Origin of the sequence: Pseudomonas sp. S5D5 (assembly GCF_003013355.1) — a bacterium.
Classification (GTDB): Bacteria; Pseudomonadota; Gammaproteobacteria; order Pseudomonadales; family Pseudomonadaceae; genus Aquipseudomonas; species Aquipseudomonas aylmerensis.
In genome coordinates this window covers 323,768-338,356 of sequence record NZ_PTEO01000001.1, presented here as the reverse complement: position 1 = coordinate 338,356, position 14,589 = coordinate 323,768, and the positions used below count along the sequence as shown (strand labels likewise).

The 14,589-nt window shown below is 59.4% G+C and carries 12 protein-coding genes; 8 read left to right on the top strand and 4 right to left on the bottom strand.

The genetic code is table 11. From position 1 onward, the window contains the following. Positions 1-39: 39 nt before the first annotated feature. The 3 genes from C9990_RS01565 to C9990_RS01555 all read left to right on the top strand — a co-directional run bounded on the left by C9990_RS01565 (position 40) and on the right by C9990_RS01555 (position 2,750). Positions 40-1,635, top strand: a complete 1,596-nt coding sequence (locus C9990_RS01565) for a GMC family oxidoreductase (protein WP_106802376.1) — start codon at positions 40-42, stop codon at positions 1,633-1,635. Between the two features lie 114 nt (positions 1,636-1,749). Beyond that, complete coding sequence (gene coaD, locus C9990_RS01560; protein ID WP_003176711.1) at positions 1,750-2,229, top strand: pantetheine-phosphate adenylyltransferase; 480 nt, start codon at positions 1,750-1,752, stop codon at positions 2,227-2,229. A gap of 269 nt (positions 2,230-2,498) precedes the next feature. Continuing rightward, positions 2,499-2,750, top strand: coding sequence for a YfhL family 4Fe-4S dicluster ferredoxin (locus C9990_RS01555; RefSeq protein ID WP_017139475.1), 252 nt, complete (start codon positions 2,499-2,501; stop codon positions 2,748-2,750). 133 nt (positions 2,751-2,883) lie between these two features. Here the strand turns inward: C9990_RS01555 and mutM are convergent, their stop codons facing one another. Both mutM and C9990_RS01545 read right to left on the bottom strand, forming a co-directional pair. Beyond that, complete coding sequence (mutM, locus tag C9990_RS01550) at positions 2,884-3,696, bottom strand: bifunctional DNA-formamidopyrimidine glycosylase/DNA-(apurinic or apyrimidinic site) lyase (RefSeq protein WP_065902194.1); 813 nt, start codon at positions 3,694-3,696, stop codon at positions 2,884-2,886. 21 nt (positions 3,697-3,717) lie between these two features. After that, on the bottom strand, positions 3,718-4,530 hold the full coding sequence (locus C9990_RS01545) for an HDOD domain-containing protein (protein WP_177343930.1): 813 nt from the start codon (positions 4,528-4,530) through the stop codon (positions 3,718-3,720). Between the two features lie 297 nt (positions 4,531-4,827). Here C9990_RS01545 and C9990_RS01540 point away from each other — a divergent pair, with 297 nt between their 5' ends. The 4 genes from C9990_RS01540 to ilvD all read left to right on the top strand — a co-directional run bounded on the left by C9990_RS01540 (position 4,828) and on the right by ilvD (position 10,995). After that, the gene (locus C9990_RS01540) at positions 4,828-6,024 is read left to right on the top strand and encodes a class I SAM-dependent rRNA methyltransferase (RefSeq protein ID WP_003195152.1); all 1,197 of its coding nucleotides are present in this window, start codon (positions 4,828-4,830) and stop codon (positions 6,022-6,024) included. A 387-nt stretch (positions 6,025-6,411) separates the two neighbouring features. Next, positions 6,412-7,494 carry a SagB/ThcOx family dehydrogenase gene (locus tag C9990_RS01535; protein ID WP_106802375.1) on the top strand — a complete coding sequence of 361 codons (1,083 nt, stop codon included), beginning with the start codon at positions 6,412-6,414 and terminating at the stop codon, positions 7,492-7,494. Positions 7,495-7,616: 122 nt separating this feature from the next. Then, positions 7,617-8,816: an MFS transporter gene (locus tag C9990_RS01530; protein ID WP_106802374.1), complete on the top strand. Its 1,200-nt coding sequence runs from the start codon at positions 7,617-7,619 to the stop codon at positions 8,814-8,816. A gap of 337 nt (positions 8,817-9,153) precedes the next feature. Next, positions 9,154-10,995, top strand: coding sequence for a dihydroxy-acid dehydratase (ilvD, locus tag C9990_RS01525; protein ID WP_065902201.1), 1,842 nt, complete (start codon positions 9,154-9,156; stop codon positions 10,993-10,995). Between the two features lie 235 nt (positions 10,996-11,230). On the opposite strand, the gene C9990_RS01520 is transcribed toward ilvD, so the two are convergent. Then, a complete protein-coding gene (locus C9990_RS01520; protein ID WP_065902203.1) occupies positions 11,231-12,289 on the bottom strand; it encodes a phosphorylcholine phosphatase in 1,059 nt (352 codons plus the stop codon). A 241-nt stretch (positions 12,290-12,530) separates the two neighbouring features. Between C9990_RS01520 and C9990_RS01515 the strand changes: the two genes are divergently transcribed. Continuing rightward, positions 12,531-13,922 (top strand): L-cystine transporter, encoded by a 1,392-nt coding sequence (locus tag C9990_RS01515; protein WP_106802373.1) that lies wholly within the window; start codon positions 12,531-12,533, stop codon positions 13,920-13,922. Positions 13,923-14,018: 96 nt separating this feature from the next. Here C9990_RS01515 and C9990_RS01510 read toward each other — a convergent pair whose 3' ends face one another. Next, positions 14,019-14,531 carry a dihydrofolate reductase gene (locus C9990_RS01510; protein WP_106802372.1) on the bottom strand — a complete coding sequence of 171 codons (513 nt, stop codon included), beginning with the start codon at positions 14,529-14,531 and terminating at the stop codon, positions 14,019-14,021. Between the last annotated feature and the right edge of the window lie 58 nt (positions 14,532-14,589).

Below are 14,589 nucleotides of genomic sequence, written 5' to 3'. Positions count from 1 at the left end.
ACTGACTGCAACTTCGTATAACAATAAGAGTGCCTGTCTATGCCCGTACCCGATCTGTTCCGCGACGGCCTGGCCCGTGGCTGGAAAACCCACAATGGCGCCGCCCTCGACAACGACCTGACCCTGGAGGCCGACGTAGCGATCATCGGCAGCGGTGCCGGTGGTGGCACCACCGCCGAGATCCTCAGCGCCGCCGGCTACAAGGTGTTGCTGATCGAAGAAGGCCCACTCAAGACCAGCAGCGACTTCAAGCTGCTCGAGGACGAGGCCTACACCAGCCTGTACCAGGAAGGCATCGGCCGCATGAGCAAAGATGGCGCGATCACCATCCTGCAGGGCCGCGCGGTGGGCGGGACCACGCTGATCAACTGGACCTCCAGCTTTCGTACGCCGGACGCGACACTTTCACACTGGGCCAGCGAATATGCGGTGAAGGGCCACAGCAGTGCCGAAATGGCGCCCTGGTTCGAAAAAATGGAGCAACGCCTGGGGATCGCCCCTTGGGCCATGCCACCCAATGCCAACAATGACGTGATCCGCAAAGGCTGCGAGAAGCTCGGCTACAGCTGGCATGTGATCCCCCGCAACGTGCGCGGCTGCTTCAACCTGGGCTATTGCGGCATGGGCTGCCCGGTCAACGCCAAGCAGTCGATGCTGGTAACCACCATCCCCTCGACGCTGGAGAAAGGCGGCGAACTGCTGTATCTGGCTCGCGCCGAACGCCTGCTCTACAGCGGCGACCACATCAGCAGCCTGGAATGCGTGGCGATGGATGAACGCTGCGTGGCACCGACCGGCCGCAAAATCACGGTCAAGGCCAAGCATTACGTGCTGGCCGGCGGCGGCATCAACAGCCCTGCCCTGCTGATGCGCTCGGATGCCCCGGACCCGCATTCGCGGCTGGGCAAGCGTACCTTCCTGCATCTGGTGAATTTCTCCGCCGGGCTGTTCGAGGAGGTGATCAACCCGTTCTACGGCGCGCCGCAGTCAATCTACTCCGACCATTTTCAATGGCAGGACGGCACCACCGGCAAAATGTCCTACAAGCTTGAGGCGCCGCCGCTGCACCCGGCACTCGCCAGCACCCTGCTCGGCGGCTACGGCACGCAGAACGCCTTGGACATGAAGCAATTGCCCAACACCCACGCGATGCTGGCCCTGCTGCGCGACGGTTTCCACCCCGACAGCCCGGGCGGCAGCGTGGAGTTGCGCGGCGATGGCACCCCAGTGCTCGACTATCAGGTATCGGCGTACGCCTGGGACGGCCTGCGTCGCGCCTTTCACAGCATGGCCGAGATCCAGTTCGCGGCGGGAGCCAAGTCGGTCAAGCCGCTGCACCACGATGCGCGCTACGTGACGAGCTTGGCCGAAGCCCGCACGCTGATCGAAGGGCTGAACCTGGAACTGCACCGCACCTGCCTGGGCAGCGCCCATGTGATGGGCGGTTGTGCCATGGGTGAAGACCCGAAAAATGCGGTGGCCGACAGCCTTGGCCGTCATCACCAATTGCGCAATCTGTCGATCCACGATGGCTCGTTGTTCCCCACCAGCATTGGGGCCAACCCGCAATTGTCGGTGTATGGATTGACCGCGCAACTGGCGACAGCCTTGGCCGAACGTCTGAAAACAGCGTGAAAAAACACGCTATTCGCCATGTCTATAGTGCTTTCTTCTGCATAAGTTGACTTGGCCGACCGGGACGGCTGCGATACCATCCGGTTCCCCAACGGACTCCGCCAGGACGACGCGATGAACCGAGTGTTGTACCCAGGTACCTTCGACCCGATTACCAAAGGCCATGGCGATCTGGTCGAACGTGCCTCACGCTTGTTCGACCATGTGATCATCGCGGTCGCGGCCAGCCCCAAGAAAAACCCGCTGTTTCCCCTGGAACAGCGCGTGGAGCTGGCGCGTGAGGTCACCAAGCACCTGCCCAACGTGGAAGTGGTGGGCTTTTCCACATTGCTGGCGCACTTCGCCAAAGAGCAGAACGCCAATGTGTTCCTGCGTGGCCTGCGTGCAGTGTCGGACTTCGAATACGAATTCCAGCTGGCCAACATGAATCGCCAACTGGCACCGGACGTGGAAAGCCTGTTCCTCACGCCGTCGGAGCGTTATTCGTTCATTTCCTCGACGTTGGTCCGTGAAATTGCCGCTTTGGGCGGAGATATCACCAAGTTCGTGCACCCGGCCGTGGCCGATGCGCTGACACTGCGTTTCAAGAAGTAATTTCTGTAAGCGGGCTTATTGTGGCGAGCGGGCTTGCCCCGCGTTGGGCTGCGAAGCGGCCCGAATAAAGCCACCGCGTAGTTTCAGCCAGCGCACAGCCGCCTGTTTCAAGGCCGCTTCGCAGCCCAACGCGGGGCAAGCCCGCTCGCTACAGGTCAGCATGCCAGTTGGCCGCAGGTCATGTGCACTCGCACTGCGGGCGCCAATGCGGCACAATTGCGCGCATTAGTTTTCAGATGCCTTGGCTGACAGCCCTGGCAGGAGTTTCCATGTCCCTGATCATCACCGACGATTGCATCAACTGCGACGTCTGCGAACCCGAGTGCCCGAACGCTGCGATTTCCCAGGGCGAAGAGATCTACGTGATCGACCCGAACCTGTGCACCCAGTGCGTCGGCCACTACGACGAGCCTCAGTGCCAGCAAGTGTGCCCGGTGGATTGCATTCCGCTGGATGAAGCCCATCCGGAAACGGAAGAGCAGTTGATGGCCAAGTACCGGTTGATTACCGGCAAGGCCTGAGATTCTTTAGTGACTGTAAGGGCCTCTTCGCGAGCAAGCCCGCTCCCACAGTTGACCAAGTTCCAAAATGAGAATGCGGTCGAATGGGAGAGCAGGCTTGCTCGCGAAGGCGGCAACAGCCATCACCTGGCAATCAGCTCTGGCACTTGGGGCAAAACACACTCGCCCGCTGCCCCAGCACGACATTGCGCAGCTCGGTCCCACAGACCTTGCACGCCTCGCCCCCGCGGCCGTAGACGAACAGCTCCTGCTGGAAATAGCCCGGCTGCCCGTCGCCACCGATAAAGTCCCGCAGCGTCGTGCCACCCCGCTCAATAGCGGCGGCCAGTACGCGCTTGATCTCGATCGCCAGCTTCAAATAACGCGCCCGTGAAATGCCTCCAGCCGCGCGACGCGGATCGATCCCCGCCGCAAACAGCGCCTCGGTCGCGTAGATATTGCCCACCCCCACCACCACCGCGTTGTCCATGATGAATGGCTTCACTGCCATCGACTTGCCGCGGGACAGTTGGAACAAGCGCTCACCATCAAACAGGTCGGTCAACGGCTCCGGCCCCAGGCGAATCAGCAGTTCATGGTTGTGCGGGTCCTGGCTCCAGAGCATCGCGCCAAAGCGCCGGGGGTCGGTGTAGCGCAGGGCCATACCCGATTCCAGCTCGATGTCCACATGCTCATGCTTGGCTGCCGGCATGCCGACTTCCACCAGCCGCAAGTTGCCCGACATACCCAGGTGGCTGATCAAGGTGCCGACTTCGGCGTTGATCAACAGGTACTTGGCCCGCCGTTCCACCAGCACGATGCGCTGCCCGGACAGGCGCACATCCAGGTCTTCCGGGATCGGCCAGCGCAGGCGTCGCTCGCGCACTACCACGCGACTGACCCGCTGGCCTTCCAGGTGCGGCGCAATCCCGCGCCGGGTGGTTTCGACTTCTGGTAACTCGGGCATGTGTACCTCTTGAAGGAAGGGTCAGTGCGCGCCCAGTTCGCGGATCGACAACTTCATGCTCTCGAAGTCGTAGTCCGACAGGCCCACGTAGTCCAGCACCATATGCCCGATCGCATTCCATTCATGATCGACCGCCTGGTTGCCCAGCACCCGGTACGACGAACAGATGTGCTCGGCCATTTTCAGGATCGCCAGCAGGTTTTTCAGCTGAGAGTTGCGCGACGACTCATCGCTGAAAATCGCCAGGGCGTTGTGGTGGTTGGCGATGGCGTCGGTTACATGTTCCGGCAGGCGCCAGGACTTGGCGGTGTAGTAGCCGACCACCGCGTGGTTGGTGTTGAACGCGTTGTTCTCGGTGTCGACCACACGGCAGTCGGGGCCGGCATTGCCATAGGCCTCTTCCAGCACCGCCATGTAGTTGGGGAAGCGCTTGAGCATCAGCGGCACGCCGCAATCGTGGAACAGGCCCAGCGCATACGCCTCGTCGACGGCTTGCGAGCCGGTGCGCTTGGCGAGTGTCAGGCAGGTCATCGCCACATCCTGGGCGGTGTCCCAGAAGCGGTTGAGGGTGACGATGGTGTCATCGCTCATCTCGCCCTTGATCGACTGCGCGTTGATCAGGTTGATGATCGAACGGCTGCCCAGCAGGTTCACCGCGCGCTGGATCGAGGCGATCTTGTTGCTCAGGCCGTAATACGGCGAGTTTACGATTTTCAGCAACGCACCGGACAGGCCCGGGTCCTGGGAGATCAATCGCGCGATCACTTCCAGGTCCGGGTCGGGCATGTATTGCTCCATCTGCAAATCCACCATGATTTGCGGCTGGGGCGGCACGCTGATGCCTTGCAGGGCCTGTTGGATCTGTTCGGCGGAAAGCTCTTGGGACATAAGTACATACTCTGGGCTAGGCGGGGATTCTAACCCTTATGAAGACTTGACCGACACCCAAATGCCGAACTGAAACCGGATCAAAATGTGGGAGCGGGCTTGCTCGCGAAAGCTCGGTGTCAGTCGCCGAATACAGTGGCTGATCCACCGTTTTCGCGAGCAAGCCCGCTCCCACATGTCCGGCGGCGCCGCGAACTCATGCACAACACGGTATACTCCCGCTCTTTTTTCCGGAGCGACGTCATGTCCCTGCCAAGCCTGCGTCTCAAAGCCAACGCCGATCGTCGTTTGCGCAACGGCCACCTGTGGGTCTACAGCAACGAAATCGACGTGGCCGCCACCCCACTTCACGGCTTCCAGGCGGGCGACCAGGCCATCCTCGAAGCGGCCGGCGGCAAGACCCTGGGCATCGTGGCCATGAGCCCGAACAACCTGATCTGCGCTCGCCTGCTGTCGCGCGACATCAAGCTGCCATTGGACAAGTCGCTGCTGGTGCATCGCCTGAACGTCGCGCTGTCCCTGCGTGATCGCCTGTTCGACAAGCCGTTCTACCGCCTGGTCTACGGCGATTCCGACCTGCTGCCAGGCCTGGTGGTCGACCGTTTCGGCGACATCCTGGTGGTGCAGATCGCTTCGGCGACCATGGAAGCGCATAAAGAAGACGTGATCGCCGCCCTGACCCAAGTGCTCAAGCCGAGTGGCATCCTGTTCAAGAACGATTCCGCCGCGCGCGACGCCGAAGGCCTCAACCGCTACGTCGAAACCGTGTTCGGCCTGGTGCCGGAATGGGTTGCGCTGGAAGAAAACGGCGTGAAATTCGAAGCCCCGGTGATCCAGGGCCAGAAGACCGGCTGGTTCTACGACCACCGCATGAACCGCGCACGCCTGGCCCCGTACGCCAAAGGCAAGCGCGTGCTCGACCTGTACAGCTACATCGGCGGCTGGGGCGTGCAGGCTGCGGCTTTCGGCGCCAGTGAGGTGTTCTGCGTCGACGCCTCGGCCTTCGCCCTTGATGGTGTGGAGCGCAACGCCGCGCTGAACGGCTTCGCCGAGAAGATGACCTGCATCGAAGGCGACGTGTTCGAGGCCCTCAAGGAGCTCAAAGCCAGCGAAGAACGCTTCGACGTGATCGTCGCCGACCCGCCGGCCTTCATCAAACGCAAGAAAGACATGAAAAACGGCGAAGGCGCCTACCGCCGCCTGAACGAGCAAGCCATGCGCCTGCTCAGCAAGGACGGCATCCTGGTCAGCGCGTCGTGCTCGATGCACTTGCCCGAAGACGACCTGCAAAACATCCTGCTGACCAGCGCCCGTCACCTGGACCGCAATATCCAGATGCTCGAACGCGGCGGCCAAGGCCCGGACCACCCGGTGCACCCGGCGATTGCCGAGACGCGGTATATCAAGAGCATTACGTGCCGGTTGTTGCCGAATAGCTAAGTTTTCCCCGCGATGCTGCCCGGCTGGCTCCGGGCAGCATCAATTCACAAAGCCGCCCCTTCAAATAAAAGCAAACTTTTTCATTTCTTGTACAAAGTCAAAAACCACATATAGCTTCATCGTTACAGCAAAAACATACTACAACGCCATCAGAACCCTCCTACGCCTCCTGACTAGATAAATCTAAAGCCAGCGCCTAGCCTAGTTTCCGTCACGATCAATTTGTGTGACAGCCATTTAACTTAATGAAATGGAGAGCTGATATGAACGCAATCGTTCTTGAGTCAAAAGCACTGGCAGCATTCGCATTGATCGGAATGCCTAAATAAGTCGTTGATGACAAGCTGGGTTGTACGCCAACCCAGCCCTAAGAACGGAAAAAAAACAATGCAAATAAATCCCAACTTATTTTTCTTAACCAAATCACAACATCTGATTATCTGGAACTACAAAACTCATGAGCAATTTGAATTAGATCGTGCACACTCGCAGCGACTGCTAGAGCTAATATACGACCTTTCGCTTTATAATCCCGAGTTTGAGATCGACTCGACGTTCACTCACCATGCAATCATTCAACAAAGTGCGCCAACGTTAGATAACCAGTGGGGATGGGATGACTTGTCGAGGATATTCCACATCGGCACAAAAGACCTATCAGACGCTGATCAGCCTACAGACAGCGTCAGTTGGGCAGTTCATTATTTGGCCCACTGCCAGGGCGTAATGCGCACGAGTCCTCCTGATTCGAATCGGTTCGCCCATCTCCAATCAGAAGACTTTATCAGTCTACCGCAACCCTCACCAAACGAATCTCTCAGAACATACCCGTTACTGCAACACACGTTAATTAAGCGAAAAACCTGCCGCACCTATTTAAATAAAAGCGTTTCTTTAGAAGACCTAAGCACGCTGCTCTACCTGTCTCTAGGGCACTTAAAAGAACGCCTGCAAGACACCTCACATTTAACGCCCCCCTCTTTCCGCGCTAGACGAAGCAGCCCATCAGGTGGTGGATTAAGCTCCAGCGAAGGTTATGTGTATGCGCACAACATAAGAGGCGTAAATCCCGGATTTTATTATTACCACCCGGAGTTACACGCACTCAGGCTGATTCGTCGAATACAAGAGCCTCTCGGAAACTACCTTAACGGCCAGCATTTCATCGATAACCTTCCCTTTGGTATTTTCATTACATCACGATTCGACAAACTGTGGTGGAAGTACCCACACTCCAGAGCCTACCGAGTTGCCCTGATAGAAGCCGGACACATCTCACAAACGGCTCAGCTCATTTCAACCGCCATGGGGCTTAACACTTGGATTTCTTCCGCTCTCAACGACACCAAGATCGAGAAAGCCCTTGGCATACAGGACTTTAAAGAGCAGTTGGTTCTTTTCGTAGGCGCCGGTTACAGCGACGGTCAGGTTTTCAGCGATGAATTCGAAAAGCTTTTGAGGACTGATTGAGGCCTTGGCGATGCAGCCTTTTACAACATGCCTTTGAAAGAGAATGACTCCACCTTTATTGATTGAATTCTCGCCACCCAAGGCTAATATCGGTTTTTGGCACCTCATCGGAAATAAAAACAATGTCTGAGTCTTCCTGCTCGCCCTTACTCGGCAGCGAGATAAAACGCCACCAACTCTCACGCTTCATCCTCATCACTTGCATCTCACTTATCAGCTTCTTCCCGATCAACATCCTGCTGCCCTCCTTTCCCGCCTTGGCTGAAAGGTTCGATACACCCACCGCCGATGTGGCGCTGTCCATCAGCCTGTTCACCCTGGTCTTTTCCATCTCCCAACTGATCACTGGCCCGCTCTCGGATAAATGGGGGCGCAAGGAAGTCCTGCTCGGCTGCATCACATTGTCGATCCTGGGAGCGATCGGTTGTGCACTGGCGACAGACTATCTGACCTTCTTGTTGTTTCGCAGCGTCCAGGCCATGGGTTGCGGTTTCTTTGTGTTGGGCCATGCCTTGGTGGAAGACCTGTTCGAGGAACAGGACCGCGCCCGTGTGCGCCTGTACTACATGACGCTCAGCGGCTCTTTTGTCGCGCTGTCACCGCTGATCGGCTCCTGGCTGCAGACCACCTTCGACTGGCAGGGCAGCTTCTATGGTTTTGCGGTGATGGCCGCGGGCATGCTGATCCATGCGTTCTGCATCCTGCCTTCCAAATCCGCCAGCCCACATCGTGCGCCAGTGTCCATCCTCGGCACGCTAAAGGCTGTCGCCCGCAATCGCGACTTCCTGCGCTACTGGTGGATTGCCGCACTGGTATTCGCCTGTTACTTCGCCTTGATCAGCGTGACACCGCTGATTTTCATGGATGTGCTGAAGCTCTCCGAATACCAGTACGCGATGGTACTGATGGTGTACGGCGTGGCCTATCTGCTTGGCGGCGTAGCAGCCTCATACCTGCAAAAGCGCATTTCACTGTCCCGGCAAATCAATATCGGCCTGGGGCTGCTGCTCGCCGCCGGCGTACTGCTGACCCTGATCGTCAGCTTTGAAGCCATCACCACGGTGAGCCTGCTGATTCCGATGTTGATCAGCGCGCTGGGTGTCACCCTTGTGCGGCCCGCTGCGATTTCGGCGGCGATGCTGCTGTTTTCCAGCAGTGCAGGCACGGCGGCATCGGCGGGTAACAGCATCATGTTCCTGACAGCCGCCATCAGCAGTGCCGCTCTGGCGCAAACCGGCCATAATTTGTTGATGACGATTGCCGTCAGCTTCATCGTTTCCAGCCTGTGGGGTTGGCTGACGAACGCACGCGTAGTCCGCTGACCCTTTCCCCCGGAGCGAGGGTGCCTAGTCTTTGCTCGCGAAAACTCAAAGGTGGCGCGAGCTATCTGTTGGTGCTGCGTTATCGTTGACGTTTTTCGCGAGCAAGCTCGCTCCTACGGGTAGACGGCCATTCCCTCCAGCCGCCAGCGGTGTAGAATCGGGCGTATTCATCGCCAGTCATCCCCCGGCGGGTTTATGAGCTCGAGGCCCAAGCACGCGGCGATCCCGCGACGCGAGTGGCAACTTCCGGACACACGGCCATTTTCTGAGTGTTCCAGACGTCAATAGAAGCTCACTCCCCAGTAGTAGTTACCTGATTAGCCGCCCGGAGTGCTCCATGCCAGATTACCGCTCGAAAACATCCACCCATGGCCGCAACATGGCCGGCGCGCGCGCACTGTGGCGCGCCACGGGGATGAAAGATGACGACTTCAAGAAGCCGATCATCGCGATTGCCAACTCGTTCACCCAGTTCGTACCGGGCCACGTCCACCTCAAGGACCTGGGCCAACTGGTCGCCCGCGAGATCGAACGTGCCGGCGGTGTAGCGAAAGAATTCAACACCATCGCCGTGGATGACGGCATCGCCATGGGCCATGACGGCATGCTGTACTCGCTGCCGAGCCGCGAGATCATCGCCGACTCCGTGGAGTACATGGTCAACGCCCATTGCGCCGACGCCATCGTGTGCATCTCGAACTGCGACAAGATCACCCCTGGCATGCTGATGGCCGCCCTGCGCCTGAACATCCCGGTGATCTTCGTCTCCGGCGGCCCGATGGAAGCCGGCAAGACCAAACTGGCCTCCCACGGCCTCGACCTGGTCGACGCCATGGTCATCGCCGCCGATTCCAGCGCTTCTGACGAGAAGGTCGCGGAATACGAGCGCAGCGCCTGCCCGACGTGCGGTTCGTGCTCCGGCATGTTCACCGCCAACTCGATGAACTGCCTGGTCGAAGCCCTGGGCCTGGCCTTGCCGGGCAACGGCTCGACACTGGCCACCCACAGCGACCGTGAGCAGCTGTTCCTGCAGGCCGGCCGCACCATCGTCGAACTGTGCAAGCGCTACTACGGCGAGAATGACGAGTCGGTGTTGCCGCGCAACATCGCCAACTTCAAGGCGTTCGAAAACGCCATGACCCTGGACATCGCCATGGGCGGTTCCACCAACACCATCCTGCACTTGCTGGCCGCGGCCCAGGAAGCCGAGATCGATTTCGACCTGCGCGACATCGACCGCCTGTCCCGTCACGTGCCGCAACTGTGCAAGGTCGCGCCGAACATCCAGAAGTACCACATGGAAGATGTGCACCGTGCCGGCGGGATCTTCTCGATCCTCGGCTCGCTGGCCCGTGGCGGCCTGCTGCACACCGACCTGCCGACCGTGCACAGCGCGTCCATCGCCGAAGGCATCGCCAAGTGGGACATCACCCAGACTGACGACGAAGCCGTGCACACCTTCTTCAAGGCTGGCCCGGCTGGCATCCCGACCCAGACTGCGTTCAGCCAGTCGACCCGTTGGGACACCCTGGATGACGACCGTGAAAACGGCTGCATCCGCAGTGTCGAACACGCCTACTCCCAAGAAGGCGGCCTGGCCGTGCTGTACGGCAACATCGCACTGGATGGCTGCGTGGTGAAAACCGCCGGCGTGGATGAGTCGATCCATGTGTTCGAAGGCAACGCGAAGATCTTCGAAAGCCAGGACAGTGCCGTGCGCGGCATCCTCGCCGACGAAGTGAAGGCCGGCGACATCGTGATCATCCGCTACGAAGGCCCGAAAGGCGGCCCAGGCATGCAGGAAATGCTCTACCCGACCTCCTACCTGAAATCCAAGGGCCTGGGCAAAGCCTGCGCCTTGCTGACCGACGGACGTTTCTCCGGCGGTACTTCCGGCCTGTCCATTGGCCACGCTTCGCCTGAAGCCGCTGCCGGTGGCGCGATTGGCCTGGTGCAGGACGGCGACAAGGTGTTGATCGACATTCCGAACCGCTCGATCAACCTGTTGATCAGCGATGAAGAGCTGGCGGCACGCCGCGTTGAGCAAGACAAGAAAGGTTGGAAGCCGGTCGAGAAGCGTCCGCGCAAAGTCACCACTGCGTTGAAGGCCTATGCCCTGCTGGCCACCAGTGCCGACAAGGGTGCTGTGCGTAACAAAGCGATGCTCGACGGCCTGTAAGCCTCGCGCATAAAAAATGCCCCGCCAAGTGCGGGGCATTTTTTTGCCTGGAACAACGCTCCAAAACACTGAAGATCAACTGTGGGAGCTGGCTGTCTGCGATTGCGGCCTTGAGTCCTGCATTGATCTCGTTGACGCCATCGCCGGCAAGCCGGGCTCCCACAGGGGCAGGCTGAGCCTGAACGAACTCGGTTCATGTGGGAGCTGGCTTGCCTGCGATGGGCGCGCCTCGGTGTTACTGGATTTCCTCAGGCTTGACGATCACCCAGTTCTTGTCCGCCGTCACCGGCAACCCTTCCTTGGCCTGCGCCGCCGCATGCTTGGCGATCATGCCGTTGAGTTGGGTCATGTATTTGTCCTTGCGGTTGATCCACAGATGGATGCCGCCCTTGGCCACGTCCACATCGTGGAACAGCATGTAGCCATCGCTGGTCGGCGTGTCGCCGCCGACGATCACCGGTTTTTTCCATTCGTCGATGTAGGTGAGGATGGCTGCGTGCTTGCCGGCCATCCAGGTGGCCGGGGTCCACAGGTACGGGGTCAGCTCCAGGCCGAGGTTGGCCTTCTCGTCATATTTGCCGGCGGCAATCTGCTTGCGCGCGGTGGTCAGCTCGCCGGTCTTGCGGTCCTTGAGCAAGGTGCTTACGCCGATCACATTCTCCGGCTTGACGTTGTAGCCGTACTTCGGATCGGCGGCGACCATGCGCACCAGCTCTTCCGACGCGGCGGTCATCACATACACCTCGATGCCGTTTTCCATCAGCTTGTTGTACAGCTCGGCCTGGCCGGTGAAGACTTTCGGCGGCTGCACCTCAGATTGCTTCACCACGTCGCCTTCAAAATAGCTGACCGGCACGGGCTTGCCGGAGGCCATCAGCTCATCGACCTGCACCTTGAGCTCCTTGAGGGTGAAACCGGAGAACACCTGGGCAACCCACGGGTAGCAGACCATGTCGTCCACTTCGCAGAGGCGATAGTAGTAACTGAACAGACTTTCCTTATGGTCGGCGGTGTCTTTGAACGGCATAAGCTTGAGCGACGGATCAAGGCTGTCGCGGGTGATCAGGCCCTTGTTTTCCATGTAGGGCAGCAGGGATTCTTCGAGGTCGTAGCGGTAGCTGGTGTTGTCCATGTCGAACACCGCGTAATTACCCTTGTTGGCGTTGGCGGCGATCATTTTGTTCAGTTGCTCGGCGGCCGGTGCCGGCCAGTGTTTCAACTCGGTGGCGGCCATGGTTTGTCCGGCAAGGCCCAGACACAGCGCGGCGGCAAACAATCTCGAAGCGAGCTTCATATGCGTTTTCTCCCTGAGTTAAAAACATCGACGCTAACAAATCCCTGTGACAGTTACCGCCCGAGCGCGACCGCTTGCGTCGTGATTGCGCCAAAGGCGTGTGCATGCGCGCCAGATGCTTATTCCAAAAACGACAGTCACCATTCCATATCGGTATTAAATCAATATATTTCAAGCTGTTAGGCTTTCCGGTTCGCAATCGCAGGCTCACGCGATTGGCTGCCTTCTCAACGGAGCTTCAATGAATCTGCCCCTGATTCTCAACTTACTGGTGTTCGTGGCCCTGCTGCTGGGCCTGGCACAAACTCGTCGCACCAACTGGAGCCTCGCCAAGAAGGTGCTGGTTGCGCTCGTACTCGGCGTGGTGTTCGGCACTGTCTTGCACACGATCTACGGCGACGGCAACCCGGTGCTCAAAGCCTCCATCGGCTGGTTCGACCTGGTCGGCAACGGCTACGTGCAACTGCTGCAAATGATCGTGATCCCGTTGGTGTTCGCCTCGATCCTCAGCGCCGTGGCGCGCCTGCACAATGCCTCGTCACTGGGCAAGATCAGCTTCCTGACCATCGGCACACTGCTGTTTACCACCGCGATTGCGGCGCTGATCGGCATCGGCCTGACCAACCTGTTCGGCCTCACCGCCGAAGGCCTGGTGGCCGGCACCCAGGAAATGGCGCGCCTGCAGGTGATCCAGAGTGATTACGCCGGCAAGGTCGCCGACCTGAATATCCCGCAACTGCTGCTGTCGTTCGTGCCGGCCAACCCGTTTGCCGACCTGGCCCGAGCGAAGCCGACCTCGATCATCAGCGTGGTGATTTTCGCTGCTTTCCTTGGGGTTGCCGCACTGCAGCTGCTCAAGGATGACGTGGAAAAAGGCCAGAAAGTGCTCAACGCCATCGACACCCTGCAAGCCTGGGTGATGCGCCTGGTGCGCCTGGTGATGAAGCTGACGCCATACGGCGTATTGGCGCTGATGACCAAAGTGGTCGCCGGTTCCAACCTGCAGGACATCATCAAGCTCGGCAGTTTTGTCGTGGTCTCGTACCTGGCCTTGGGCCTGATGTTTGTGGTGCACGGCCTGCTGTTGTCGCTGGCCGGGATCAACCCGCTGCGTTTCTTCCGCAAGGTGTGGCCGGTGCTGACCTTTGCCTTCACCAGCCGCTCCAGCGCGGCGTCGATCCCGCTGAGCATTGAAGCGCAGACCCGTCGCCTGGGCATCCCGCAATCCATCGCCGGCTTCGCCGCCTCGTTCGGCGCGACCATCGGCCAGAACGGCTGCGCCGGCCTCTACCCGGCGATGTTGGCGGTGATGGTCGCGCCGACCGTGGGCATCAACCCGCTGGACCCGCTGTGGATCGCGACGTTGGTAGCAATTGTGACCCTGAGTTCGGCCGGCGTTGCCGGCGTGGGTGGCGGTGCAACCTTTGCCGCGCTGATCGTGCTGCCCGCGATGGGCTTGCCGGTGTCACTGGTGGCGCTGCTGATTTCCGTGGAGCCACTGATCGACATGGGCCGTACGGCGCTGAACGTGAATGGCTCGATGACGGCCGGCGCCATCACCAGCCAGGTCATGGGGCAGACGGATAAAGCGTTGTTGAACGCGGATGAGCATGCGGAGTTGGCGCAGGCCTGATAGACCGCATTCGCGAGCAAGCCCGCTCCCACATTTTGACCACATTCTCATGTTAGAACTCGGTCAAATGTGGGAGCGGGCTTGCTCGCGAAGCTCTTAGGCTTTTTCCCAAACCTCGAAGTTATACGCCGGCTTATCTCCCTCAGCCGCATTCTCGACATTCGACACCAGCTTCCACTGCTTCGTATCAAACTGCGGAAACCAAGCATCCCCTTCCGGGCTCAGCGCCACTCGCGTCAAATACAGGCGATCCGCCTGCTCCAGCCCCTGCGTATACAACTGCGCGCCACCGATCAGCATCAGTTCGTCCACGCCTTGTGCCTTGGCCCATTCCTCAGCGCGCTCTACCGCCGCGTCCAGTGACGGAAAAACTTCCGCACCTTCCAGCGCCAGGCCGGTCTGACGGCTAACCACAAGGTTCAAGCGCCCAGGCAGCGGTCGGCCCAGGGAGTCCCAGGTCTTGCGCCCCATGATGATCGGCTTGCCGAGCGTGGTGGCCTTGAAATATTTGAAATCCCCCGGCAAATGCCAGGGCATGCTGTTGTCGACGCCGATCACGCGGTTTTCACCGAGGGCTGCGATCAGGCTTAAAGGGAGAGTTTTTTTCATGGCGACGAGAATACCAGAGGTGCGAGCCAGCGGTTATGCTCCAACCTCACTTGCTCAA

What these genes read in the sequence shown, in the direction of transcription:
- mutM (WP_065902194.1), bottom strand. Translation starts at nt 3,696, where the DNA reads ATGCCCGAGTTACCAGAAGTCGAAACCACCCGGCGCGGGATTGCGCCG.
- C9990_RS01565 (WP_106802376.1), top strand. Translation starts at nt 40, where the DNA reads ATGCCCGTACCCGATCTGTTCCGCGACGGCCTGGCCCGTGGCTGGAAA.
- C9990_RS01535 (WP_106802375.1), top strand. Translation starts at nt 6,412, where the DNA reads ATGCAAATAAATCCCAACTTATTTTTCTTAACCAAATCACAACATCTG.
- C9990_RS01520 (WP_065902203.1), bottom strand. Translation starts at nt 12,289, where the DNA reads ATGAAGCTCGCTTCGAGATTGTTTGCCGCCGCGCTGTGTCTGGGCCTT.
- C9990_RS01515 (WP_106802373.1), top strand. Translation starts at nt 12,531, where the DNA reads ATGAATCTGCCCCTGATTCTCAACTTACTGGTGTTCGTGGCCCTGCTG.
- C9990_RS01540 (WP_003195152.1), top strand. Translation starts at nt 4,828, where the DNA reads ATGTCCCTGCCAAGCCTGCGTCTCAAAGCCAACGCCGATCGTCGTTTG.
- ilvD (WP_065902201.1), top strand. Translation starts at nt 9,154, where the DNA reads ATGCCAGATTACCGCTCGAAAACATCCACCCATGGCCGCAACATGGCC.
- C9990_RS01510 (WP_106802372.1), bottom strand. Translation starts at nt 14,531, where the DNA reads ATGAAAAAAACTCTCCCTTTAAGCCTGATCGCAGCCCTCGGTGAAAAC.
- C9990_RS01530 (WP_106802374.1), top strand. Translation starts at nt 7,617, where the DNA reads ATGTCTGAGTCTTCCTGCTCGCCCTTACTCGGCAGCGAGATAAAACGC.
- C9990_RS01555 (WP_017139475.1), top strand. Translation starts at nt 2,499, where the DNA reads ATGTCCCTGATCATCACCGACGATTGCATCAACTGCGACGTCTGCGAA.
- coaD (WP_003176711.1), top strand. Translation starts at nt 1,750, where the DNA reads ATGAACCGAGTGTTGTACCCAGGTACCTTCGACCCGATTACCAAAGGC.